The 23,167-nt window shown below is 70.0% G+C and carries 20 protein-coding genes, 1 tRNA gene and 2 pseudogenes; 13 read left to right on the forward strand and 10 right to left on the reverse strand.

The window, feature by feature from the left end:
- Nucleotides 1–65 precede the first annotated feature (65 nt).
- Complete coding sequence (locus tag ABD858_RS16920; protein WP_345038295.1) at nucleotides 66–1,943, forward strand: ABC transporter ATP-binding protein; 1,878 nt, start codon at nucleotides 66–68, stop codon at nucleotides 1,941–1,943.
- A complete protein-coding gene (locus ABD858_RS16925; protein ID WP_345038297.1) occupies nucleotides 1,943–2,806 on the forward strand; it encodes a serine/threonine-protein kinase in 864 nt (287 codons plus the stop codon). Before ABD858_RS16920 ends, ABD858_RS16925 begins: the two co-directional genes overlap by 1 nt.
- An 11-nt stretch (nucleotides 2,807–2,817) precedes the next feature.
- Here ABD858_RS16925 and lpdA read toward each other — a convergent pair whose 3' ends face one another.
- The gene (gene lpdA / locus ABD858_RS16930) at nucleotides 2,818–4,221 is read right to left on the reverse strand and encodes a dihydrolipoyl dehydrogenase (protein WP_345038299.1); all 1,404 of its coding nucleotides are present in this window, start codon (nucleotides 4,219–4,221) and stop codon (nucleotides 2,818–2,820) included.
- 61 nt (nucleotides 4,222–4,282) lie between these two features.
- Nucleotides 4,283–6,310 carry an APC family permease gene (locus ABD858_RS16935; RefSeq protein WP_345038301.1) on the reverse strand — a complete coding sequence of 676 codons (2,028 nt, stop codon included), beginning with the start codon at nucleotides 6,308–6,310 and terminating at the stop codon, nucleotides 4,283–4,285.
- 169 nt (nucleotides 6,311–6,479) lie between these two features.
- Here ABD858_RS16935 and ABD858_RS16940 point away from each other — a divergent pair, with 169 nt between their 5' ends.
- From ABD858_RS16940 to ABD858_RS16950, 3 genes are all read left to right on the forward strand, one after another.
- Nucleotides 6,480–7,007: a hypothetical protein gene (locus ABD858_RS16940; protein WP_345038305.1), complete on the forward strand. Its 528-nt coding sequence runs from the start codon at nucleotides 6,480–6,482 to the stop codon at nucleotides 7,005–7,007.
- A 94-nt stretch (nucleotides 7,008–7,101) separates the two neighbouring features.
- A complete protein-coding gene (locus ABD858_RS16945; RefSeq protein WP_345038307.1) occupies nucleotides 7,102–8,475 on the forward strand; it encodes an FAD-binding oxidoreductase in 1,374 nt (457 codons plus the stop codon).
- A 9-nt stretch (nucleotides 8,476–8,484) separates the two neighbouring features.
- The gene (locus tag ABD858_RS16950) at nucleotides 8,485–8,910 is read left to right on the forward strand and encodes a DoxX family membrane protein (RefSeq protein ID WP_345038310.1); all 426 of its coding nucleotides are present in this window, start codon (nucleotides 8,485–8,487) and stop codon (nucleotides 8,908–8,910) included.
- Between the two features lie 2 nt (nucleotides 8,911–8,912).
- Here ABD858_RS16950 and ABD858_RS16955 read toward each other — a convergent pair whose 3' ends face one another.
- The 4 genes and pseudogenes from ABD858_RS16955 to ABD858_RS16970 all read right to left on the reverse strand — a co-directional run bounded on the left by ABD858_RS16955 (nucleotide 8,913) and on the right by ABD858_RS16970 (nucleotide 11,315).
- Nucleotides 8,913–9,200 (reverse strand): hypothetical protein, encoded by a 288-nt coding sequence (locus ABD858_RS16955; protein ID WP_345038312.1) that lies wholly within the window; start codon nucleotides 9,198–9,200, stop codon nucleotides 8,913–8,915.
- 241 nt (nucleotides 9,201–9,441) lie between these two features.
- On the reverse strand, nucleotides 9,442–10,476 hold the full coding sequence (locus ABD858_RS16960) for a cation diffusion facilitator family transporter (protein WP_345038314.1): 1,035 nt from the start codon (nucleotides 10,474–10,476) through the stop codon (nucleotides 9,442–9,444).
- Nucleotides 10,477–10,574: 98 nt separating this feature from the next.
- Nucleotides 10,575–10,724: pseudogene (locus tag ABD858_RS16965) on the reverse strand (GNAT family N-acetyltransferase); the annotation flags it as partial.
- Nucleotides 10,725–10,772: 48 nt separating this feature from the next.
- The gene (locus ABD858_RS16970; RefSeq protein ID WP_345038317.1) at nucleotides 10,773–11,315 is read right to left on the reverse strand and encodes a DoxX family protein; all 543 of its coding nucleotides are present in this window, start codon (nucleotides 11,313–11,315) and stop codon (nucleotides 10,773–10,775) included.
- Between the two features lie 393 nt (nucleotides 11,316–11,708).
- On the opposite strand from ABD858_RS16970, the gene ABD858_RS16975 reads away from it, so the two are divergent.
- Nucleotides 11,709–13,442 carry a SulP family inorganic anion transporter gene (locus ABD858_RS16975; protein WP_345038318.1) on the forward strand — a complete coding sequence of 578 codons (1,734 nt, stop codon included), beginning with the start codon at nucleotides 11,709–11,711 and terminating at the stop codon, nucleotides 13,440–13,442.
- Nucleotides 13,443–13,503: 61 nt separating this feature from the next.
- Nucleotides 13,504–15,984 (forward strand): SpoIIE family protein phosphatase, encoded by a 2,481-nt coding sequence (locus ABD858_RS16980; RefSeq protein WP_345038321.1) that lies wholly within the window; start codon nucleotides 13,504–13,506, stop codon nucleotides 15,982–15,984.
- 41 nt (nucleotides 15,985–16,025) lie between these two features.
- Here the strand turns inward: ABD858_RS16980 and ABD858_RS16985 are convergent, their stop codons facing one another.
- Nucleotides 16,026–17,318 (reverse strand): serine/threonine-protein kinase, encoded by a 1,293-nt coding sequence (locus ABD858_RS16985; protein WP_345038323.1) that lies wholly within the window; start codon nucleotides 17,316–17,318, stop codon nucleotides 16,026–16,028.
- A 500-nt stretch (nucleotides 17,319–17,818) separates the two neighbouring features.
- On the opposite strand from ABD858_RS16985, the gene ABD858_RS16990 reads away from it, so the two are divergent.
- Together ABD858_RS16990 and ABD858_RS16995 are read left to right on the forward strand one after the other, a co-directional pair.
- Nucleotides 17,819–18,265, forward strand: a complete 447-nt coding sequence (locus tag ABD858_RS16990) for a DUF7144 family membrane protein (RefSeq protein WP_425586212.1) — start codon at nucleotides 17,819–17,821, stop codon at nucleotides 18,263–18,265.
- A 138-nt stretch (nucleotides 18,266–18,403) separates the two neighbouring features.
- Complete coding sequence (locus tag ABD858_RS16995) at nucleotides 18,404–19,999, forward strand: alkaline phosphatase D family protein (RefSeq protein ID WP_345038325.1); 1,596 nt, start codon at nucleotides 18,404–18,406, stop codon at nucleotides 19,997–19,999.
- A 498-nt stretch (nucleotides 20,000–20,497) separates the two neighbouring features.
- Here the strand turns inward: ABD858_RS16995 and ABD858_RS17000 are convergent, their stop codons facing one another.
- Both ABD858_RS17000 and ABD858_RS17005 read right to left on the reverse strand, forming a co-directional pair.
- Nucleotides 20,498–20,716 carry a hypothetical protein gene (locus tag ABD858_RS17000; protein ID WP_345038328.1) on the reverse strand — a complete coding sequence of 73 codons (219 nt, stop codon included), beginning with the start codon at nucleotides 20,714–20,716 and terminating at the stop codon, nucleotides 20,498–20,500.
- 172 nt (nucleotides 20,717–20,888) lie between these two features.
- Nucleotides 20,889–21,056: a hypothetical protein gene (locus ABD858_RS17005; protein WP_345038330.1), complete on the reverse strand. Its 168-nt coding sequence runs from the start codon at nucleotides 21,054–21,056 to the stop codon at nucleotides 20,889–20,891.
- 301 nt (nucleotides 21,057–21,357) lie between these two features.
- Between ABD858_RS17005 and ABD858_RS17010 the strand changes: the two are divergent.
- Nucleotides 21,358–21,495 (forward strand): annotated as a pseudogene (locus ABD858_RS17010) (tyrosine-type recombinase/integrase); the annotation flags it as partial.
- A 51-nt stretch (nucleotides 21,496–21,546) separates the two neighbouring features.
- Here the strand turns inward: ABD858_RS17010 and ABD858_RS17015 are convergent.
- A tRNA-Gly gene (locus ABD858_RS17015) sits at nucleotides 21,547–21,620 on the reverse strand.
- Between the two features lie 160 nt (nucleotides 21,621–21,780).
- Here ABD858_RS17015 and ABD858_RS17020 point away from each other — a divergent pair.
- From ABD858_RS17020 to ABD858_RS17030, 3 genes are all read left to right on the forward strand, one after another.
- Entirely contained in the window at nucleotides 21,781–21,957 is a 177-nt protein-coding gene (locus ABD858_RS17020) for a hypothetical protein (protein WP_345045105.1), read from the forward strand.
- 87 nt (nucleotides 21,958–22,044) lie between these two features.
- A complete protein-coding gene (gene dcd, locus ABD858_RS17025) occupies nucleotides 22,045–22,620 on the forward strand; it encodes a dCTP deaminase (protein WP_345038332.1) in 576 nt (191 codons plus the stop codon).
- 6 nt (nucleotides 22,621–22,626) lie between these two features.
- On the forward strand, nucleotides 22,627–23,127 hold the full coding sequence (locus ABD858_RS17030) for a phosphoribosyltransferase (protein ID WP_345038334.1): 501 nt from the start codon (nucleotides 22,627–22,629) through the stop codon (nucleotides 23,125–23,127).
- Nucleotides 23,128–23,167: the final 40 nt, after the last annotated feature.

The following is a 23,167-nucleotide window of genomic DNA, read 5'->3' on the forward strand; positions in this document are numbered from 1 at the left end:
TCCGGGTCGGGCCCTTGCGCCCGGCCCTGGTCATTTGTGCGTCGACACCCACCTGATGAGGTGTGATGGCCGAACCAGAACCCTCGAAGGCGCAGCACCGCAAGGCGCGGCCGGTACTGCGGCGACTGCTGTATGTCGCCGAGGATTCCGACGCCGTCGTCGCGAGTGCGCCGCCGGTGCCTCTGCGGGAGGTGTTCCGGCGATTCTGGCCCTACACACGGGGTGGCCGCCGGTGGCTGGCGCTGATCTTCGTCTTCATCGTGCTGGGTCCGCTGGTGGACGCGGCGGAGATCTGGCTGTTCAAGATCCTGATCGACGATGTGCTCGTCCCGCGCGATCTGAGTCTTCTGCTGCCGATCGCCCTTTCCTACGTCGGGCTGACGCTCTTCTCCGGTGTCGTGGGCTTCGCCGACGCCATGACGTCCACCTGGGTGAGCCAGCGCTTTCTGCTGGGCCTGCGGTCGGATGTGTTCCGGCACGTCCAGGGCCTGTCCCTGGGCTTCTTCGAGCGGCGGCGGCTGGGAGACGTGCTGTCCCGCGTCACCGGTGACGTCGACGCCGTGGAAACGTTTCTGCTGTCCGGCATCGTGAGCGCCATCGCGTATGTGACCGAGCTCGTCGTCTTCCTCGCGCTGCTGTTCTACCTGCGATGGGATCTGACTCTGCTGGCGATCGCGATCACGCCGATGTTCTGGTACACGGCGCGGCGCTTCTCCCGGCTGGTCAAGGCGGCCTCGCGGGAGCGGAGGCGGCGCGCCGGCTCGGTGAGCGCGATCACGGAGGAGTCCCTCGGCAATATCGCGCTGGTGCAGGCCTACAACCGCCAGGAGTGGGAGTGGGGCCGCTTCCAGAGGGAGAACATCGGCAGGTTCCGGGCGACCATGGCGTCGACGCGGATCGGCGCGCTGTTCGGGCCGCTGGTCGACGTGATCGAGCTGACCGGCGCCCTGGTCGTCATCGGCCTCGGCACCTGGCAGCTCGCGCAGGGAAAGCTCACGCTCGGCGGGCTGATGGTCTTCCTCGCCCTGCTCAGCAGGCTCTACGGCCCCATTCGTGGGGTTGCCGGGCTCAGCAACACCTTCTTCTCGGCGTCGGCCGCCGCGGAGCGCATCATCGAACTGCTCGATCAGCGGCCCCAGGTCGTCGAGGCCGCCGAACCCCGGACGATCGGGCGCGCACACGGCACCGTCGAGTTCGACCGGGTCTTCTTCAGCTACCCCGGGACCGACCGGTCGGCGCTCAGGGACCTCTCCTTCGCGGTGTCGCCAGGCGAGACGCTGGCGCTGGTCGGGGCGAGCGGGGCCGGCAAGTCGACCGCCGCCAAGCTGCTGCTGCGCTTCTACGATCCACAGGGCGGAACGGTCCGCCTCGACGGGTGCGACCTCCGTGACCTGCGGCTCAGCGAGCTGCGGGACAACGTCGCGGTGGTCCTTCAGGAGACGCTCGTCTTCCACGGCACGGTGCGGGACAACATCGCCTACGGCCGGCCCGGCGCGAGCGAGGAGGCAGTCGTCGCGGCGGCGCGTGCGGCGGACGCGCACGAGTTCATCCGCAGGCTGCCGGACGGCTACGACACCGTGGTCGGCCAGAGCGGCCGGCTGCTCTCCGGCGGGCAGCGGCAGCGCCTGGCGATCGCGCGGGCGATGATCCGTGACGCGCCGGTTCTGATCCTCGACGAGCCGACCACCGGGCTCGACGCCGTGTCGGGATGGCGGATCCTCGGTCCGCTGCGGGAGCTGATGTCAGGAAGGACGACGATCATCATTTCGCACAACCTGCTCACCGTCCGTGAGGCCACCCAGATCGTGCTGCTCGAGCACGGACGTATGGCCGACCGCGGCACCCATACAGAGCTGCTCGCGCGGAGCGCCGCCTATGCGCGGCTCCACGAGCTGCACATGCACCGCCCGCCGGACGAGGCGTCCGCCGTCGAGGTGCGGTGATGGCGGCCCGGGCACCGCAGCCGACGCTGGCTGCCGGAGCGGCCGTGGCCCCGCGGTACGAGGTCCTCGCCCACCTCGGCCGTACTGGCTGGCTGGACCTTTACGACGCCTGGAGCGAGGAGCGGGAGTGCCGCTGCGTGGTGAAGGTGCTGCGGTCCGACCGACGGAACGAGTCGCGCCTGCGCGACCGGCTGTTGCGGGAGGGCCGCTGGCTCCAGGGCTTCACCCATCCGCATCTGGTCCGCGCCTACGAGACGGGCGAGACCCCGGAACCCTTCGTCGTGCTGGAGACCCTCACCGGCGAGACACTGGCGCACCTCATCTGGCGCAGGCGGCGGCTCGCCGCCAATGACGTGGCCTTCCTCGGCCTGCACATCTGCTCGGCGATGCACTATCTGCACGGCCGGGGCCTGCTGCATCTCGACCTCAAGCCGTCCAACATCGCGATCGACTGCCGTCACGCCAAGGTGCTCGACCTGAGTCTTGCCCGGGCGCCCGGGCAGGCCGCGCGCCCGGGTACGGGCACCCGTGGCTATCTCGCTCCCGAACAGGCACGCGGCGGCACGCTGACAGCGGCCGCGGACGTGTGGGGGATCGGCGTCACGCTGTACGAGGCCGCCACCGGCGACCTCCCGTTCGGCAGGGCCGAGAACGGGGCGGACGACGACCGGTATCCGCAGCTCGGCACGCGGGCCCCGTCGGTCCGGGCCCTGCGCCGTCTGCCGCGCGACCTCGCCGAGGCGATCGACGGCTGCCTCGACCCCGCCCCGGCCGCCCGGCCGACGGTCCCCGAGCTGGCCGCGGTCCTCGACGGACTGCTGCCGCAGGGCCGACGGGCCGTCGCGCCACCGCCGGCCGAGTGAGCCGAGAAGCTTCAGAAGTTGATCATGTGGCCGGCCAGTCCGTGGACGGCCTCCTTCACGGCCTCGCCCAGGGTCGGGTGGGCATGGACGTTGCGGGCCACCTCGTGGACGGTGAGGTCCCACTGCTGGGCCAGGGTGAGTTCCGGCAGCAGTTCGGTGACGTCGGGGCCGATCAGATGGCCGCCGAGCAGCTCGCCGTACTTCGTGTCGCTGATCAGCTTGACGAAGCCGGTGGGGTGGCCGAGTCCATGGGCCTTGCCGTTCGCCGTGAACGGGAACTTGACGACCTTGACGTCATGGCCGAGTTCGCGCGCCTGGGCCTCGGTGTAGCCGAAAGAGGCGACCTGGGGACGGCAGTAGGTGGCGCGCGGGATCATCACGTAGTCGAGTTCCATGGTCTCCGCGCCGGCGATCGTCTCGGCGGCGATCACACCCATGGCCTCGGCGGCGTGCGCCAGCATCAGCTTCGCCGTGACGTCACCGATCGCGTAGATGTGCGGCACATTGGTGCGGCAGCGGCCGTCGACGTCGATGGCACCGCGGTCGGTGAGGCGTACACCGGTGTTCTCCAGGCCGTAGCCGGAGATCCGCGGCGCGAAGCCGATGGCCTGGAGCACCTTGTCGGCCTCCAGCACCTGCTGCTGACCGTCGCGGGTGACGGTGACGCGCACCTTCGGGCCGGAGTCGTCGATGGCGTCGACGCGGGTCGAGGTGAGGACCTCGATGCCGAGCTTGCGGTACTGCTTGGCCAGCTCCGCGGAGACATCGGCGTCCTCGAGGGGGACCATACGGTCCAGGAACTCGACGATCGTGACCTTCACGCCGTAGTTGTGCAGGACGTACGCGAACTCGACGCCGATCGCGCCGGCGCCCGCGATGATGATGCTGTCCGGCAGGGTGTCGGAGAGGATCTGCTCCTCGTAGGTGACCACGCGGTCGCTGAGCATGGTGCCGGGCAGCAGCTTGGTGGTGGCGCCGGCCGCGATGACGCAGTGGTCGAAGGTGATGGTCTCGGTGCCGCCGGCCGGCAGGGACACCTGGAGCGTACGGGCGTCGATGAAATAGCCGCGGCCGTCGTACTCCGTGATGGCGTTCTTCTTCATCAGGTAGTGGATGCCGGCGACCCGGCCGTCCGCCACCTTGCGGCTGCGCAGGAAGGCCTCGCGGTAGTCGAAGCTGACGGTGCCCTCGACCCGGATGCCGTAGGTCTTCGCCTCGCGGGTGAAGGTGTGGGCCAGTTCGGCGTTGTGCAGCAGGGCCTTGGAGGGGATGCAGCCCACGTTCAGACAGACCCCACCCCAGTACTTCGCCTCGACGACCGCGGTCCGCAGCCCCAGCTGGGCGGCGCGTACGGCGGCGGTGTACCCGCCCGGGCCGGCGCCCAGGACGACGACGTCGTAATGCGTGGTGTTCACGTACTGGCCCCACTTTCGTGAGAACGGATGACGATCACTTCGGGCCCGACCACGATAACTCTCAACTCCGTCCCTGGTACGGGGGACGGGGAGCCGCCGGCTCACCGCGGCGGACCGAGCCGGGAGCGCGGGCGGCCGGCCGGTCGGCGCGCACGGAGGAGCTCAACTGCCAGGGCACGCTGGTCACCATCACCCCCGGCGTGAACAGCAGCCGGTTCTTCAGCCACAGCGCGGACTGGTTGTGCAGCAGGTTCTCCCACCAGTGCCCGACGACGTACTCGGGGATGAAGACCGCGACCACATCGCGGGGGCTCTCCCTCCTGATGGAGCGCACGTACTCCACAACCGGCCGGGTGATCTCCCGGTACGGCGAGTCGATGATCTTCAGCGGTACGTCCACGTCGAGCCTCTCCCACTGCTCCCGGAGCCGGACCGCCTCGCCGCGGTCCACCGCCACGGTGAGCGCCTCCAGCCGGTCGGGTTTGAAGGCGCGGGCGTAGGCCAGCGCCCGCAGGGTCGGCTTGTGCACGGTGGACACCAGCACGATGGCCAGCACCCGGGAGGGCGGGACGAGTTCGGAGCGCGGATCGGTGGCCGTCAGTTCGGCGGAGATGGAGTCGTAGTGCCTGCGGATGCCGCGCATCATCACCCACAGCACGACGGCGGCGACCACCGCGAGCCAGGCCCCCTGGGTGAACTTGGTGGCCAGCACGATCACCAGGACCAGCCCGGTGATGCAGGACCCCACCCCGTTGATCGCCCGGGAGACATGGATGCGGTGACGCCTTGCGGGGCCGGTCACCACGCGCAGCTCGCGGTTCCAGTGCCGGACCATGCCCGCCTGGGAGAGGGTGAAGGAGGTGAACACCCCCAGGATGTAGAGGTGGATGAGGCTGGTGACGTTCGCCTTGTACACCCACAGCAGCAGCCCGGCCGCGACCGCCAGGGCCACGATGCCGTTGGAGAAGGCCAGCCGGTCGCCGCGGTTGTGCATCTGGCGCGGCAGATAGCGGTGCTGGGCGAGGATCGAGGCGAGCAGCGGAAAGCCGTTGAAGGCGGTGTTCGCGGCCAGAACCAGGACGAGCGCGGTGGCTGCCTGGATGTAGTAGAAGCCGAGGGTGTTCTCCCCTCCGAAGACGGCGGACGCCAGCTGGGCGATGACGGTGCGTTGGGTGTACCCCGTGCAGTCGGCGAGCCCGGTCAGCCGGCACGAGTCGTCGGTGATGTGCACTTTCGCGACGATGGCGAGCGTGGTGACCCCGACGAACATCGCCACCGCGATGAGCCCCATCGCCGACAGGGTGGTCGCCGCGTTCTTCGGCTTGGGCTTGCGGAAGGCCGGTACGCCGTTGGAGATCGCCTCCACGCCCGTCAGCGCCGTACAGCCGCTGGAGAACGCCCGCAGCACCAGCATCAGCAGCGCGAAGCCCGCCAGATTCGCCTCGCCGGGAACGGGCTCGATCCCGTACTGCGCGGTGGCGGCCACCGGGGCGTCACCCATGAGAAAGCGCAGCAGCCCCGTCCCGCACATGATCAGCACGCCGCCGACGAAGAGATACGTCGGTGCCGCGAACAGCCGCCCCGACTCGCGCACCCCGCGCAGGTTCATCGCCGTGAGCAGGGCGACGAAGCCGATGGCCAGCGCCCGTCGGTGGCCGGCGAGGTCCGGCATCGCGGAGATGATGTTGTCCACGCCGGAGGCGATGGAGACCGCCACGGTCATCACATAGTCGACGAGCAGCGAAGCGGCCACGACCAGCCCGGCCGAGGGCCCCAGGTTCGTCGAGGCGACCTCGTACGAACCGCCGCCGCTCGGATAGGCGTGCACGACCTGCCGGTAGGACAGCACCACGACCGCCATCAGCGCGACCACCGCGGCCGCGATCCACGGCGTGAAGTGCAGATACGCCAGGCCGCCCAGGGTGAGCACCAGGAGGATCTCCTGGGTGGCATAGGCCACGGAGGAGAGCGGGTCGGAGGCGAAGATCGGCAGAGCGAGACGCTTGGGCAGCAGGGTCTCGCCGAGCTCTTCGCTGCGTCTGGCCCGGCCGATCACCAGGCGTTTGAGGAGACCGGTCAGGTTCAACACGCGCAGAGCCTAGGCCGCGACCGCCCGGCCGCAGGGGGAGCGTGGCAGGGACGATCCGGCGATACGTGCATTCGGCCTAGAGGGGCGGGGTGATGGTGGGCGTACCGAGCGTGTCCCGGGAGAGGGGTGAGCCGCGGCGCCCACAGTGAGGGGAGCGAAAGGAGCCGGAATGAAGGACAGTCAGGCAACCATGGCGCGCCGCCTCGTGACGGTCGTCGGTGCGGTGTTCGTCATGCTGTTCGCCGGAGTCGCCGCTCCGGCGACGGCCCTCGACAGCGCGGGCGGCGACGGCCTTGTGTACGGCAACGACAGGCCCGTGCGGATCTTCCTGCTGCGGCGGGACCCGGTGTTCGGCCGGCTTCCCGTACCCGGCACCGAGCCGCGGCCCGGGGAGGTCCTGCTGTTCGAGGAGCCGGCCCGGGACGGGTACAACGGAAACCGCATCGGAGACGCACTGATCCGGATTCAGTTCCTGGAGCACGGCGACTTCCTCGCCGATGCCACGCTGCGCCTGACCGTGGGCGACCTGCTGATCGCCGGTGGCGAGGAGTTCGCGAACACGAGAGGGAAGACCTCCTTCGCCATCGTGGGAGGCACCGGCGTCTTCAGCGGTGCGAGCGGCCAGGTGGACGTCGTCCCGGCCACCTTCGAAGGCCGGCCCGCCGATCTGCTGACCTTCTTTCCGCAGCACCGCTGACCTGCGGCGAAACCCTTGAGTTGAGGCTTCACCCCATCGGCGTAGCGTGGAATCGAGGGGCTTTCGGAAGTCGTGTCCACGAGGAGCCGAGGCCATGGTCAAGCCTTCGACCGATCAGCTGCGGGAGCGCGTGCGGGGGGAGGTCGTCACCCCGGACGACGCCGGTTACGACGAGGCCCGCAAGGTCTACAACGCCATGATCGACCGAAGGCCGGCCGTCGTGGTGCGCTGCGTCAACGCCGGTGACGTCATCGCCGTCGTCGACTTCGCGCGGGAGAGCGGGCTCGACCTCGCGGTGCGCGGCGGCGGGCACAGCGTGCCGGGCTTCGGCACCTGCGACAACGGCGTGGTGGCGGATCTGTCCTCGATGCGGGGTGTACGCGTCGATCCCGTGGCCCGGACGGCACGCGCGGAAGGCGGTGCGACCTGGGGCGACTTCGACGCGGCGACCCACGCGTTCGGACTGGCCACGAGCGGCGGGATCCTCTCCACGACCGGCGTCGGCGGTCTCACGCTCGGTGGCGGAATCGGCTATCTGACCCGTTCCCGCGGCCTGTCCTGCGACAACCTCGTCTCGGCCGACATGGTGACCGCGGACGGCCGGTTCCTCATGGTGAACGAGAAGGAGCACGAGGACCTGTTCTGGGCCATCCGCGGGGGCGGCGGCAACTTCGGCGTGGTGACATCCTTCGAGTTCCGGCTCGGTCCGGTCAGGAACGTCTACGGCGGTCCGATGCTGTTCGAGCTGGACCACGCCGCCGCCGTCCTGGGCGCCTACCGCGAGATCATCGCCGACGCTCCGGAGCAGCTCAGCGGTTTCCCCGCTTTCCAGAAGGCCCCGCCCCTGCCGTTCATCCCGGAGAACCGCCACGGCGAACCGTTCGTCATGATCGTGGCGTGCTGGGCCGGTCCGCTGGACCAGGGGGAACGAGCACTCCAGCCCTATCACGACATCGCCCCGGTCGTCGCCGAGTACGTCGGTGCCATGCCGTATCCCGCGCTCAACAGCGCCTTCGACGCGCTGCTGCCGCCCGGTCTGCAGCACTACTGGAAGGCCAACTTCGTCAACCGGCTCACCGACGCGGCCGTTCAGGCGCATCTGGAGTACGGGCCGAAGGTGCCCGCGCTCCAGTCGGCGGTGCACATCTACCCCGTCAACGGCGCCTGCCACCGCGTGGCACCGGAGGACACGGCCTTCGCCTACCGCGACGCGTCGTTCGCCACGGTGATCGCCGGCATGTGGCCGGACCCCGCCGACAACGAGCACAACATCGCGTGGGTGCGCGACTACTACGCGGCGACCGCGCCGCACTCCGAGGCGGGCGGCTACGTCAACTTCATGGCCGGGGACGACCAGGACCGGGTCAGGGCGAACTACGGGCCCAACTACGACCGCCTGGTCGAGGTCAAGCGGACGTACGACCCGGGCAACCTCTTCCATGTGAACCAGAACATCGCGCCGGACTGAGGATCGGTCATGGACATCCTGGTGCTGATCGGGCGCATCCTCTTCTCGCTGCTCTTCCTCTCGAGCTCCGTCAACCACTTCACCCACACGAAGATGATGTCCGGATACGCCATGTCCAAGGGCATCCCGCAGCAGGCGGCCACGCCCGCCGTCCTCGGCGGCGGTCTGCTGGCCGGTCTGGGAGGGCTGAGCGTGCTGCTCGGGATATGGGCCGACCTCGGGGCGCTGCTGCTGGCCGCCTTCCTGCTGCCGACCGCGGTCGTGATGCACGGGTTCTGGGCGGAGAGCGATCCCCAGGCGAAGCAGATGGAGATGATCCATTTCCTGAAGGACATCTCGCTGGCGGGCGCGTCACTGATGCTGCTCGCCTTCTTCGCGTACGCCGGTCACGACCTGGGGCTGACCATCACCGGCCCGCTCCTCCGCATCGACTGAGCTCACACCACGGGCTGCTCCGGTATGGGCCGTTCCACACCGTCCAGTTCCAGCGTGCACCGGGGCTTGGACGGGCCGAGGTGCGGCTGACGCACCCGGATCCGGAACGGCCGGGCGGGCTCCTCCGGCAGCTCGCCCGTCAGTACGCTCGTCCCGGCGGCGTGCTCACGCTGGTACGCGACCACTTTGCCGTTCACCAGGAGTTCGATCTCGCCGGTCGTACCGGGGCCGACGTTCACGGTGATCGAGTGGTCACCCTGATCGAGATGGAAGTGGTGGCTACGCGCCATGACGCACCTCGCAGCACTGTGGATGGATTCAGCCTAGTGCCGCGACCGGCAGGTCTGCCCGTCAAGGAGCGGCGTCCGGTGCGTGCGGTCGCAAGGCGGCCGAAGACTCTCGTAGCAGCGCTACTCGGGTCTTCGGCCAACGCAGTGAGCGTGCCCCCGGCGGCACCCTGGGGGAGGCAGCCGGGGGAGCGTCGCGACGGGGCAAACGTTGCCGGGAGGGGCACCAGGACCGTCCGGTCGATCAGGCGTGGTGGGCGAGCGTGAGATGGGGATCCGGCACGTCCGGGCTCGGCGCCGGGTCGGCGTGCACCAGGGCGGCGGTCAGCCGGGGCACCGCGTGCAGCAGCGCGTGCTCGGCCTCGACCGCGACCTGGTGCGCCTCGCGTACGGAGAGCTCACCGTCGACGACCACGGCCACCTCGGCGCGCAGCCGGTGGCCGATCCAGCGCAGCCGGAGCTCGCCCACGGCCCGTACACCCGGAACCCGGGCGAGGGCGTCCTCGGCGCGGTCCACCAGCGCGGGGTCGACGGCGTCCATGACGCGGCGGAACACCTCGCGGGCGGCGTCGCGCAGGACCATCAGGATCACCGCGCTGATCAGCAGGCCGACGAGAGGGTCGGCGAGTCGCAGGCCGAGCGCCGAGCCGCCCGCGCCCAGCAGTACGGCGAGCGAGGTGAAGCCGTCCGTACGGGCGTGCAGCCCGTCGGCGACCAGCGCGGCCGAGCCGATCTCGCGTCCGACGCGGATGCGGCGACGGGCGATCCACTCGTTGCCCAGGAAACCGATCACGCCCGCCGCGGCGACCGCGGGAACGTGGTCGATGTCTTGCGGATCCAGCAGCCGGCCGACGGCCGTCCAGGCGGCGAACGCGGCGGATCCGGCGATGGTGAGCACGATGGCGATACCGGCCACGTCCTCGGCCCGTCCGTAGCCGTAGGTGAAGCGCCGGGTGGCCGCCCGCCGGCCCACCGCGAACGCCACCGCCAGCGGCAGGGCGGTCAGTGCGTCGGCGGCGTTGTGCACGGTGTCCCCGAGCAGCGCCACCGATCCGGACAGGACGACGACCACCGCCTGCGCGGCGGCCGTCAGGCCGAGTACGGCCAGTGAGGTCCACAGCGTGCGCATGCCGCGTGCGGAGGACTCCAGCGCGGAGTCGACCCTGTCCGCGGCCGTGTGCGCGTGCGGCGTGAGCAGATGCCCGACGCGGTGCCGGACCCGTCGTCCGTGGTGCCCGTGTCCGTCGTGCTCATGGGAGTGGGCGTGCTCGTCGGTCACGTGATTCCCCTTCCGCGTGGACCGGACGGATGGGTGCCCCCAGCAGCATTACCGCACCGGGCCGCCCGCGCTGCCACCCCGCCCACCGGGGCTCGAGCGATCGAGGGGCTGCGGCGCTCGATGAGCAGGATGTCGCGCCGGACGCCGTGGCGGCCGACGCGGTCACGGGTGCCGACGACGCGGAAGCCCGCGCGCAGGTGGACGGCGAGGCTCGCGGTGTTCTCGGGGAGGATTCCGGACTGGACGGGCCGGATGAAGCCTCGGGCGGCTCGCCCGGGGCTTCCCGCCGTCGCGGGTCAGAACACCAGGACAAGGGCCGCCGCGAGGCCTCCGAAGCACAGGACGAAGGCTGCCGGGAGCCAGCCGCCGTCACGCCAGGGGAAGCGCCCGTCGAGCGAGAGGCGGCCCGGGCCCACGGCAGCGACGGCCAGGGCGACGGCGGCGACGGTCATGGGGTATTCGATGCCGCCGCTGGTGGACCAGAGGCCCTTGCCCACGTCGACGGCCATGGCGTTGATCATGATCCCGAACACGGCCGCCGCGGCGAGCGGGGTGAACAGCCCGAGGGCCAGGCCCAGGCCACCGAGCAACTCGGAGGTTCCTGTCAGCCCGGCGAAGAAGACGCCGGGCTCGTAGCCCAGGTGGGCGAACCACTTTCCCGTGGCCTCCAGGCCCTGCCCGCCGAACAGGCCGAACAGCTTCTGGGCGCCGTGGCCCGCCATGGTCAGACCCACCGTCAGCCGCAGGAGGAGCAGACCGGCGTCTGCGGCGCTCAGCGGTGGCGTGAGGCCCGTGCCGACGGTGGCGGACTGGCCAGGGCGCTCAGTGCGCAGTTTCATCGTGTGATCACCTCCTGCGCCGACGCCTGTCCAGGCATCCGGTGCAGGCTGCCGGACCGCCGGCGCGGTCAGGTGGAGCAGTTGTCGGGGCTGTGCGCCGCGCGATGGGATCGGGCTCCCCTGTTCTGCGCCGGAACGGGGCCGGAAACGACCTCCCGGCGGGGTGGGCCGTGCGCGCGGGGGAACGGTCCGCGACCGCTCTCGCGCCCCGGGAGAGGAATGCCGGGTCACGGACGGCCTCCTCACCACCGATACTGCCCCCCATGGCAGGTGACGTCCACCATGCGTTGTCGGGGCACAGCGAAGGTGACCTCCCGGCGGACAGCGGCCGGGCGGTCTCGCGGCCGTGCGTCCTGCGACGGCATGCTGAAGCTGCATGGGGGAAGGAGGGCCATGTCGCAGGAGACCGGTGCCCCCGGCCGAGGGTGGCGTCGCGCCCTGCCCGCTGTGCCGGGGCTCACCGTGCTCAGGGGGTACCGGCGCAGCTGGCTGCGCGGCGACCTCCTTGCCGGAGCCACGGTCGCGGCCTATCTCGTGCCGCAGGTCATGGCGTACGCGAGTGTCGCGGGCCTGCCGCCGGTCGCGGGTCTCTGGGCCATCCTGCCGGCGCTCCTCCTGTACGCCTTTCTGGGCTCGTCACGGCTGCTGTCGGTCGGGCCCGAGTCGACGACCGCGCTGATGACCGCCACGGTGGTCGGACCGCTCGCCGCAGGGGACCCCGGGCGCTACGCCGTCCTGGCCGCCGCGCTCGCCGTCGCGGTCGGGCTGCTGTGCCTGGTGGCGTGGGTGGCGAGGTTCGGCTTCGTCGCCGATCTGCTCTCGCGGCCCGTTCTGATCGGCTATCTGGCCGGGGTCGCCCTCATCATGATCGTGGACCAGCTGACCAAGCTCACCGGCGTCCCGACGAGCGGCGAAGGCTTCTTCCCGAAGCTGCTGTCCTTCGTGGAGAACCTGCCCCGGCTTCATCCGGCCACGGTGATCCTCAGCGCCGTGACGCTGCTCTTCCTCTTCCTGGTGGCGCGCTTCTTCCGTTACGTTCCCGGCCCCCTGCTGGCCGTCGCACTCGGCACGGCGGCGGTGGCGGCGTTCGACCTCCAGGCCCGCGGCATTGCAGTGATCGGGGAGATCCCGGCCGGGCTGCCCCGCCCCGAGTTCCCGGATGCGACCCTGCTGCCCCAGCTGCTGCTGCCCGCCGTCGGTGTCCTTCTCGTCGGCTACAGCGATGTGATCCTCACCGCGCGTGCCTTCGCGGGCGGCAACGGCGGGGCACGGCTGGACGCCGATCAGGAGCTGCTGGCTCTGGGCGCCGCGAACCTCGGCGCGGGCACACTGCACGGATTCCCGGTGAGCAGCAGCGCCAGCCGTACCGCACTCGCCCACTCGGCGGGCGGACACACCCAGGCGTACGCCCTCACCGCCGGCGCCGCCGTACTGGCCGTGCTCCTGTTTCTCAGTCCCCTGCTCAGCAGCACTCCCACGGCCGTGCTGGGTGCTCTGGTCGTCTACGCGGCGACCAGGATGATCGACATGTCGGGCTTCCGGCGGCTGGCGTCCTTCCGGCGCAGGGAACTGCTGCTGTCGCTCGGATGCCTGGCCGGCGTCCTGGTCCTGGACATCCTGTACGGGGTGCTGGTGGCCGTGGCGTTGTCGGTGGCCGAACTGCTGAGCAGGGTGGCGCGACCGCACGACGCCGTGCAGGGGCTGGTGCCCGGGCTGGCCGGCATGCACGACATCGACGACTACCCGAGCGCCCGCACCATTCCCGGACTGCTCGTCTACCGCTACGACTCTCCGCTGTTCTTCGCCAACGCGGAGGACTTCCGACGCCGCGCCCTGGCCGCCGTGGCCGAGCAGACGAGACCCGTGAAATGGTTCGTCCTCAACACCGAGGCGAACGTGGAAGTGGACATCACCGCGCTGGACTCCCTGGAGGCGTTGCGGGAGGAGCTGACCGGGCGCGGCATCGTGTTCGCCCTGGCACGCGTCAAACAGGATCTGCGTGACGACCTGGACACGTACGGGCTCACCGAGTCCGTCGGCGAGGACCGGATCTTCCCCACGCTGCCCACCGCGGTGGCCGCGTACCGGGCCTGGGAAGTCAGTGGGGGAGCCGGCGAAGACACATAGGGGGTGCCCGCCCGCCGTGGTCGCGTCGCCGGTGGAGCCGACTCCCGCGCACACTGGGAGCATGCGCGGGATGACCGTCGGCGCGACGGCGGAGCGCGAGGACCTGCTGGCCGCGGCCGTTGTCAAAGCCGTCAAGGGAGCCGGCGCGTACGCCGGGAGCGTCTTCCTCCGCTCCCGCGACCGCCGGTCGCTCGTACTCGCCGCGACCTGCGGCGTGCCGCCCTCCCTGCTGGGCGGCTGGCGCCTCATTCCGGTGAGCAGCGCCATCCCGGTCGCCACGGCCTACAGCTCCGGGCGCACGATCCACCTGGCCGACGCCGACGAGACGATGCGCCGGTTCCCCCAGCTCTCGGTGGCCCTGCCGTACGCCTTCGGTTCCTGCTCGGTGCCGGTGGGGGTAGAGGGGGAGACCTTCGGGGCGCTGACGGTCGTCTGGGCGGCCTCACCCGGCAGCGAGGGGCTGTCCAAGGCCCAGCGCCGCCATGTGCGCACCACCGCACACCGGCTCGGCGACTCCCTCGACGCGCTCCGCGCGCGTACCGGCGATCCCGTCGAGTGCGACCCGCGGACGGTCACCGTCGAGACCCCGGCCCCTTCGGCAACCGCCGTGCGGGTCGGTCTGTTCGACTGGGACCTCGTCACCGGCACCCTCACCACGGACGACGAGCTTTGCGCGATCTTCGGTCTCGATCTGCGCGCTTTCGACGGACGAGCCGAAACACTCGCTTCCTGCCTGCACCCCGGCGACCGCGCGGCCTTCCGGGCCGCGGCCCACGCGGCGGCCGCCGGGGGCCGGATCATCGCGCGAAGCCTGCGCATGCGGGATCACAGGGGCGGTGACGAGAACTACCGCACCGTGGAGCTGTGGGGCCGCATGGCGGAGTCCGGCGCCGCGCCGGACCGCGCCCACCTGATCGGCGCGATCGTCGACGCGCGGGCCGGCAGCGCTGCTGTCGCAGCGGTCGAGCGGCTGCGGGACGGGTTCTTCTCCCTCGCCCCCGACGGGCGCATCACCTATGCCAACTTCAGCCTTCAGCAGCTGTTGGGCGTGAGCGGCGACGAGCTGCTGGGCCGGTGCCTCTGGGACGTTCTGCCCTGGCTGTCCGACCCGGGTTTCGAGCACCGGCACCGGTTCGCGATGACCTCGCAGACGCCGACCTCCTTCCTGGCGTGCCGTCCGCCCGACCAGTGGCTCGCCTTCTCCCTCCATCCGGAGGCGGACGGAGTGACCGGCCGTGTGGTCCCCGTGGGAGATCCCCCGGCGGCCACGGCGGCACCTGTCGCATCTGCCGCAATCGCGGCGGCGGAACCCGCCGCCGCACCGGCGCGCCTGGGTGTCGTGTACCACGTCCTGCAGCTGGGCAGCGCCCTGACCGAGGCGGTCACCGCCCGTGAAGTCTGCGCTGTCGTCGCGGACCAGCTGCTGCCGGCCTTCGGCGGCCAACAGCTGGCGATCTACGTGCTCCGCGAGGGAACGATGCGCCTGCTCTTCCACACCGGCCACCACGAGGACTTCCTCGACTGGCTGGACGGCGAGCCGCTGCACGCCCGTCTGCCCGGTACGGAGAGCCTGACCTCCGGAGCCCCGCTCTTCATCGAGTCGCGGCAGGACCTCTCCCGGGGGTATCCGGGCGCTCCCGCCGGCAAGGTGAGCTCCTGGGCGTATCTGCCGCTGATCGCCTCCAGCCGCCCCGTCGGCATCTGCGTTCTCGGCTTCGACGAGGTCCGTTCGTTCTCGGCGAAGGACCGCGGCGTCCTCACGGCGCTCGCCGGACTGATCGCCCAGGCCCTGGAACGGGCCCGCCTCTACGACTCGGAGTTCGCCCTCGCCCGCGGTCTGCAGCAGGCGATGCTGCCGCAGCGGCTGCCGCTCGTCCCCGGCGTCCGCACCGCCGCGCGCTACCTGCCCGGCAGCAGCGGGATGGACATCGGCGGCGACTGGTACGACGTCATCCCCACCGGCACCGGGGTGTCCCTCGTCATCGGGGACGTCGAGGGGCACAGCATCGCCGCGGCGGCCACCATGGCCCAGTTGCGCAGCGCCGTACGGGCCTTCGCGGCAGTGGGCCACTCGCCCGGCGAGGTGGTGGCGGGCGTCAACCGGACCCTCGTCGACCTCGACCCCGGACTGCTGGCCAGCTGCTGCTACATCCGCCTCGAGCCCCGCGCCCACCGCGCGTACGCCGTCAGCGCCGGCCACGTCCCGCCACTGCTCCGCCGTCGCGGCGGGACGGCGGAGGCCCTTGCACTGGACGTCGGTCCCCTCCTCGGCGTGGACCGCGCGAGCTCCTACCCGGGAACCTGGACGGACATCCCGCCGGGCTCCGTACTCGCTCTCTACACCGACGGCCTGGTCGAGGAACGCGGCACCGGCATCGACGTGGGCATCGACCGCCTGCGGGCATCTCTCGCCCACGCCCGCGCGGACTCGCTGGACGAACTCGCCGACCGGCTGCTGCACGACGCCCGGCGCTCCACGTACCGCGCCGACGACATCGCTCTGCTGCTCACCGAGTACGGCCCGGTCACGGCGCCGGGATGACGCATCCCCGGACGCGGGGGCCCGAAATGCCGCCGGGCGCCTCAGTCGTCCTTCTTGCCCTTGTGCCCCTTCTGCTTCCCGTGGCTGTGGCCGTCCTCCTCGTCCTCGCCCGGCTGGTCGCCCTGCTGGTCGGCCTGCTGGTCGGTGGATTCGTCGTCGGGCATGGGAGAGGAGTCCGGGGCCGTACCGGGATCCGGCGTCTGCGAGGGGGCGGTCGTATCCTCGCCGGGAGTCTCCGCCGAGCTGTTGTCGGGTGAGAACAACGCCATGCCGAGCAGCACCGCGATGACGAAGGCCACGGTCCCGGCGATGGCGCTCGCCACCCTCGGGCGGCGTCTGGCGAACTCGCGGGCACCCTGCTGCCGTCCGGCCGCCGCCCGGCGTCCATGGCCCGGCTGCCGGTCGGCCGGCAGTGGGTGCGCGGCCGTGGGACCGTTCTGTGGTTCACGTACGGGAGCGGGCGGCCCGGACCTCCGTACCGGCGGGGGCGGCTCCGGTGCCGACGCGGGCATGGGTTCCGGGCGGCCCTGCCAGGCACCGGACATGAACCACTCGGCGATGTGCTGTGCCGTGGGGCGGTTCTCGGGCTGCTTCGCGAGCATCCCGAACAGATAGTTCTCGAATGCCGCCGGCACGTCGACGCCCAGTTGGCGGAGAGGCGCCGGAGCGGCGTCGATGTGCTGATACAGCGTGGCGGTGGCCGTGTCGGCCCGGAACGGCGTCCGGCCCGTGAGCAGTTGATACAGCACGCACCCGAGGGAGTACACATCGGACGCGGGGCCGGCGGGCTGCCCCAGAGCCCGCTCGGGAGCCAGATAGAGACTGGTTCCGACGATCTGCCCGGTGCTGGTGAGCGCGGTAGCCGGATCGTCGACGAACCTGGCGATCCCGAAGTCCCCGATCTTCACCGTCCCGTCGACGGTGGACATCAGATTGCCGGGCTTGATGTCCCGGTGGACGATCCCCTGGCGGTGCGCGGAGACCAGGCCCGCGGCCGTCTGGGCCGCGATGACGGCCACTCGCTCCGGGCGGAGCGCGCCCTCGGCCGCCAGTTCCTGGGCCAGGCTCCGGCCCTCGATGAGCTCCATCACCAGGTAGAAGCGCCCGTCCCCCGCCCCGAAGTCGAAGACCGCGACGACATGGGGATGGTTCAGACGCGCCGCGGTCTGCGCCTCCAAGCGAAACCGCGCGGCCGCTTCGGCATCGGAGTCGTCCCCGAGCAACAGCTTGACGGCCACGGGCCGGCCGAGGACCTCGTCCCGGGCCCGCCAGACCTCTCCCATCGCACCACGGCCGAGGGGTGCCTCCAGTCGGTAGCGATCCGCCACGAGCACTTGTGCACCAACCCAATCCGATCGATCCAATGAGCCAACCCGAGCCAACGGAACAACTGCCCGGTACGGGCGGGGTGATGGGAGAGTCCGTGACCACGTCAGGGTACCGACCATGATTCTTCGACCACACGGCGTGTCCGGCGGCACAGGGGGGACAGTCACAACTTGTCTGTTTTTCCAGCTGGTTGTACCGGCCGCGGGTCCATGAAGGCGGTCAGTGGCGGTACGACGCCTGCGCGCCATCCCGTCCTGCTCCAGGGGGGCGCGGCGGGCACGCGAGGGGCACAGGCGCCCGCTCGGCGCTGTCACCGCCGTTCCCGTGGTTCACCGCTCCGCACTGCCGGACGTTGCACGGGTACGGCACGCAGCCGGGCATGGACAAGGCCGCTGCCATCGCCTCGGAATGCCGACGGAGTGCCGTCGTGCCACGCTGGGACGGGGGATCGCGCCGGTCCGGGAGTTCGGCTGCCCGGATGGCCCTGCCACCCAAGGAGGCCGACATGGCCAGTGACGCCGCCCGACCGAGAACGGCCGGTGCCCAGCCGCGCCCGTGGCATGCGCCCACATCGGGTACCACCGTCTTCGCAGCAGCGATGATGATCGTCGGTGGAGCGATGGCGATCTTCGAGGGGATCTCGGGCATCCGTAAAGACCAGCTGTTCATCGCGACGCGTCACTACGTGTTCGAGTTCAGTCTGGCGGGCTGGGGCTGGGTCCACCTCATTCTGGGCATCGTCCTCCTCCTCGCGGGGTGCGTCGTGCTCAGCGGAGCGCTGTGGGCACGCTTCTTCGGTGTGTCCGTGGCAGGGCTCGGCGTGATCGCCAACTTTCTGTCGGTGCCGTACTACCCCCTGTGGGCCCTGACGTTGGTCGCCGTCAACATCCTCATCGTCTGGGCTCTGTGCATGGGTATGCACAGAGAGGCCGGCGAGGGCCTGGTGGTCTGACGCCCGGTGCAAGGCACCGGGGCAGGTCCCGGGGGCTGACGGAAGTCAGCAATCCGCCGTACGACGGATGCTGACCGTTCAACGGGACTTCGTGTGCTGCGGCGTCGGCGTTCAGAAGATCCCCGAATGATCTTCCGTATGCCCACACATGAGTATCTGTCTTCCTCCCGTCTTCTGGGTCGCCGCAGCCTCCTCGCCGCCGGCGCCGCCGGTGCCGCCGTCGTCGGTGGTCTGACCGCTTCCCGTGCCTATGCCTCGAGCTCGTCCGGGCTGGTGCTGTCCGGCCGGCCTGAGGTCAGTCACGGTGTGCAGGTCGGCGATGTCGTCGGCCGCAGCGCTGTCGTCTGGGCGCGAGCCGACCGTACGGCCCAGATGGTGGTTGAGGTGGCCCGAGACCCGCGGTTCCACGACGCTCGGCGGGTCCGGGGGCCGGTCGTCACCCCGGACAGCGACTTCACGGGCCACGTCAGGATCAACGGTCTGGCCGCGGGCGAGCTGCACTGGTACCGGGTGTCCTTCCAGGACCCGGCCGACGCCCGCCGCACCGGCGCCGCGGTGACCGGCTCCTTCCGTGCCGCCCCCGACCAGCACCGTCCACGCCGCGACATCCGCTTCGTCTGGTCCGGCGACATGGTCGGCCAGGGCTGGGGTATCAACCCCGGCCTCGGCGGTATCGAAATCTTCGAGACCATGCGGCAGGCCAAACCGGACTTCTTCCTGCACAGCGGCGACACCATCTACGCCGACGGGCCGCTCAAGGAGACCGTGACCCTGCCCGACGGCCGGGTCTGGCACAACCTGGTCACCGAGGAGAAGTCCAAGGTCGCCGAGACCCTGGCCGAGTACCGCGGGAACTTCCGCTACAACCTGCTGGACGAGAACGTCCGCGCCTTCGCCGCCGAGGTGCCCGGCATCTACCAGTGGGACGACCACGAGGTCCGCAACAACTGGTATCCCGGCCAGATCCTCACCGACGACCGCTACACCGAGAAGCGCGTGGATGTGCTCGCAGCCCGGGCCAGGCAGTCCTTCTTCGAGTACCTCCCGATCGACAACCAGTCGGCCGACGAGGCGGGCCGCATCTACCGGCGGATCAGCTACGGTCCGCTGCTCGATGTCTTCGTCCTGGACATGCGCACCTACCGGGACGCCAACAGCCCTGAGCTGAACACCGAGCCGAACGGCGGCATCCTGGGCCGCCGACAGACCGAGTGGCTCAAGCGCGGGCTGGCCGGCTCCAAGGCCCTGTGGAAGGTCGTCGCGGCCGATATGCCGATCGGCCTGGTCGTGCCGGACGGCGCCAATATCGAGGGAGTCGCCAACAACGACCCCGGTGCGCCCAAGGGCCGCGAGCTGGAGATCGCCGAGGTGCTGCGCCACCTCCAGCGGCACGCCGTACGCAACACGGTGTGGGTCACGGCGGACGTGCACTACGCCGCCGCCCACCACTACGACCCCTCGCGGGCCGTCTTCCAGGACTTCGACCCCTTCTGGGAGTTCGTCGCCGGACCGCTCAACGCGGGCACCACTACCCGTCCCTACAAGCTGGACGCCACCTTCGGCCCCGAGCTGGTGTACGCCAAGAACCCGTCGGCGCTCGTCTCGCCACTCGACGGGTACCAGTTCTTCGGCCAGGTCGACATCGACGCCGCCTCCGGAGCACTGACCGTCGCGCTGCGGGACGCCCCCGGGGCCACGCTGTGGAGCACCAGGCTGGAGGCGCAGCGCAGCTGACGGTGAGTCGGCCTTGTAGTCCTGCGCGGCGCCGGGCGGCCTTGACCACGGGGCCTGGTCCCGGTCGCTGTCGCCATGGGCGATCGCATCGAGGAAGGCGTCGCGCAGGACACTGCCGAAGGGCAGCCGCACAGGGGTTTCGGACCCGCGCCGAGGGCGAGGGCGACGTCCTTGAGCGTCCGACCGACAACGGACACCGCCCGCTCCGGCCCGGAGTCTGCCGGAGCCACGCGCCTGGACCGGTCTGGACAACAAAGAAGCCCCGGGCCGATGGCCTGGGGCTTTTTCATGGAGCGGGTGACGAGAATCGAACTCGCGCTCTGAGCTTGGGAATCACAGGCCGGATCGGCGCCACTGGGCTGCTGAGCAGGGCGGAGTCCTTGATCGACCACTGCTGCAACGCGCTCTGTTGTCCAGCGGTTGACCGTGGCTGACCGCCCGTTCTGGCACGGATCTGGCACGCACTGTGGGCCTTGAGTCTCCCCCCTCGGCGGGCGATCAATTTTGCGGCAGGTGGTAGTAGACCGTCGCCGAGAGGCAATCGCCGTGCTCGGTCATTTCTGAGTGGATCACGATGTCCTGAATCTCGGCCGGCCCCAGGGCCTCGATGGAGTCGGCGATCCGGCGGAGCAGCGCGGGCGCGTTGTCGCATCCCGGACCAGACGGGTTCGCCTGGGAGAAGTGATACACGGTCCAGCGCTCGGACTTGGTCTGCATGCGGTTGAGCGTAGTTGCCTGCGGAGACCCCCTCGATGCGAACTACCGGCCGCAAGGTCGCTGAGGTCTCCTCGCCTGATCAGTCGGGCTACGGGGATCAACTACGGTCGCTGGCGGTCGTCACGGTTGCTGTACTTCGCTGCTGTACAGCGCCAGGCACGTACGGCTGCACTCACGGTCCGGCGGAGGAGTCAAGCGCCATGGACATCACCATGATCATGCCCGCTGTTATGAATACGACGATGAGCACCACGAAGACCAAAAGGATCTTCATCAGCGTTCGCATCAACCCGCTCGCGGCTTCGTACACAGCATCGAACATCGGGTCTTGATCAGTCATAGGCCCTCCCCGTCCGGCACCCTACTGCGCGGTCGGTGGAACGGCTTTGGGCTGGAGCTGCTTTGGCGCGAGTGATCATGGCCCATTACGCTGGCCCGCGAATCGGGCAGGCTTGTGGGCCTGCCCGTTAGTGCCCGATTTTGGGCCATGATCTTCGAGGCTCGCGCCAAAGTGGCTGCCTAAAGCCGTGGAGCCGACCGCCCCAGCCATAGAGGGGTTCACCCCCATCCACCTTCGCCGTTGGCGTGCGGCCGGCGGCCGGGACGGAGCGGGGCGCAGACAGGAGCGTCGGCCCGGACGACGGGCCGCGCTGATCTATCAGCACTCGGATGTCGAGCGTCAGCGGGAGGTCGCGGCCGGTCTCGACAGGCTCGTCCGGCAGCGGCGTGATGCAGTGGATTCGCCAACATCTGGCACGGATGTGGCACGGGACGCTTAGACAGGTCCAGACAACAAAAAAGGCCCGGGTCTATGACCTGGGCCTTCGTCGTGGAGCGGGTGACGAGAATCGAACTCGCGCTCTGAGCTTGGGAAGCTCATGTTCTACCATTAAACTACACCCGCTTGGCGGACCGTTGCTTGCATCCGCAGCGTTGCACACTGTACCCCATTGCGAGCCCCGGTGTATGGAGGCGTACGCTGCGGGTCGCGGAGTGGCGCTTGGAGCGGCTTCCCGTTCATCCCCTAATGTGGCCTTCTCGTCCACGCTTGTTGGGGAAGGGACTTGAGGGACTTGATCGAGCGCACCGTCGTCCGCTGTGCCGAAGGGCACATGTTCAGCATCGCTTCGTTCCCGATGCAGCAGCTCGGCCCCGACCGGATCGGTCCCGGGCGTCTGATCCGGTGTCCCCGGTGTGCGCGGCTGCGGCATGCCGTGCCGGTGGCGCTGGCGAAGCGGTAGACACCGGCCGTAGTCGCGGAAGTACGTTCCGGAGCGCGCGGACCGTCCGATTCGGGGGGTGCGCGCGCTCTGCGTATCCTCGAGGGCGTGCTTCTCTCAGACAAGGACATCCGGGCAGAGATCGACGCCGGGCGCGTGCGCATCGACCCGTACGACGAATCGATGGTGCAGCCCTCGAGCATCGATGTGCGGCTCGACCGCTACTTCCGGGTGTTCGAGAATCACCGCTACCCCCACATCGACCCCGCCACCGAGCAGGCCGACCTGACGCGCCTGGTCGAGCCGGAGGGGGACGAGCCGTTCATCCTGCACCCGGGCGAGTTCGTGCTCGCCTCGACCTATGAGGTCATCTCGCTGCCGGACGACATAGCGTCCCGGCTGGAGGGCAAGAGCTCGCTGGGGCGGCTGGGGCTGGTGACGCACTCGACGGCCGGCTTCATCGACCCCGGTTTCTCGGGGCACGTCACGCTGGAGCTGTCGAATCTCGCGACGCTGCCGATCAAGCTGTGGCCGGGGATGAAGATCGGCCAGCTGTGCATGTTCCGCCTCAGCTCTCCGGCCGAGGAGCCGTACGGTTCCGAGCGGTACGGGTCCCGCTATCAGGGGCAGCGCGGCCCGACGGCCTCGCGGTCCTTCGTGAACTTCCACCGGACGCGGGTGTGATCGGCCATGAGTGACATCGCACGGGAAAACCTGACCTACGACGGCTTCGGCAGCGCCGTCCGCGAGCTCGCGCAGACGATCGCCGACGACGGCTACGAGCCGGACATCGTGGTGAGCATCGCGCGCGGCGGGGTGTTCGTGGCGGGCGGTCTGGCGTACGCGCTGGACTGCAAGAACATCCACCTGGTGAATGTGGAGTTCTACACGGGCATCGGTACGACCCTGGAGATGCCGGTGATGCTGGCGCCGGTGCCGAACGTCATCGACTTCTCCGGCAAGAAGGTCCTCATCGCGGACGACGTCGCCGACACCGGCAAGACGCTGAAGCTGGTGCACGATTTCTGCGTCGAGCATGTGGCCGAGGTCCGCAGCGCGGTGATCTACGAGAAGTCGCACTCGCTGGTGAAGTGCGAGTACGTATGGAAGCGCACCGATGACTGGATCAACTTCCCCTGGAGTGTCGAACCGCCGGTCGTCCGGCGCGAGGGCCAGGTCCTCGACGCGTGAGCGGTAAAGGTCACTGACGGAGGGCCCCGGCTTCGGACAG

Source organism: Streptomyces sannanensis (assembly GCF_039536205.1).
GTDB classification, from domain to species: Bacteria; Actinomycetota; Actinomycetes; order Streptomycetales; family Streptomycetaceae; genus Streptomyces; species Streptomyces sannanensis.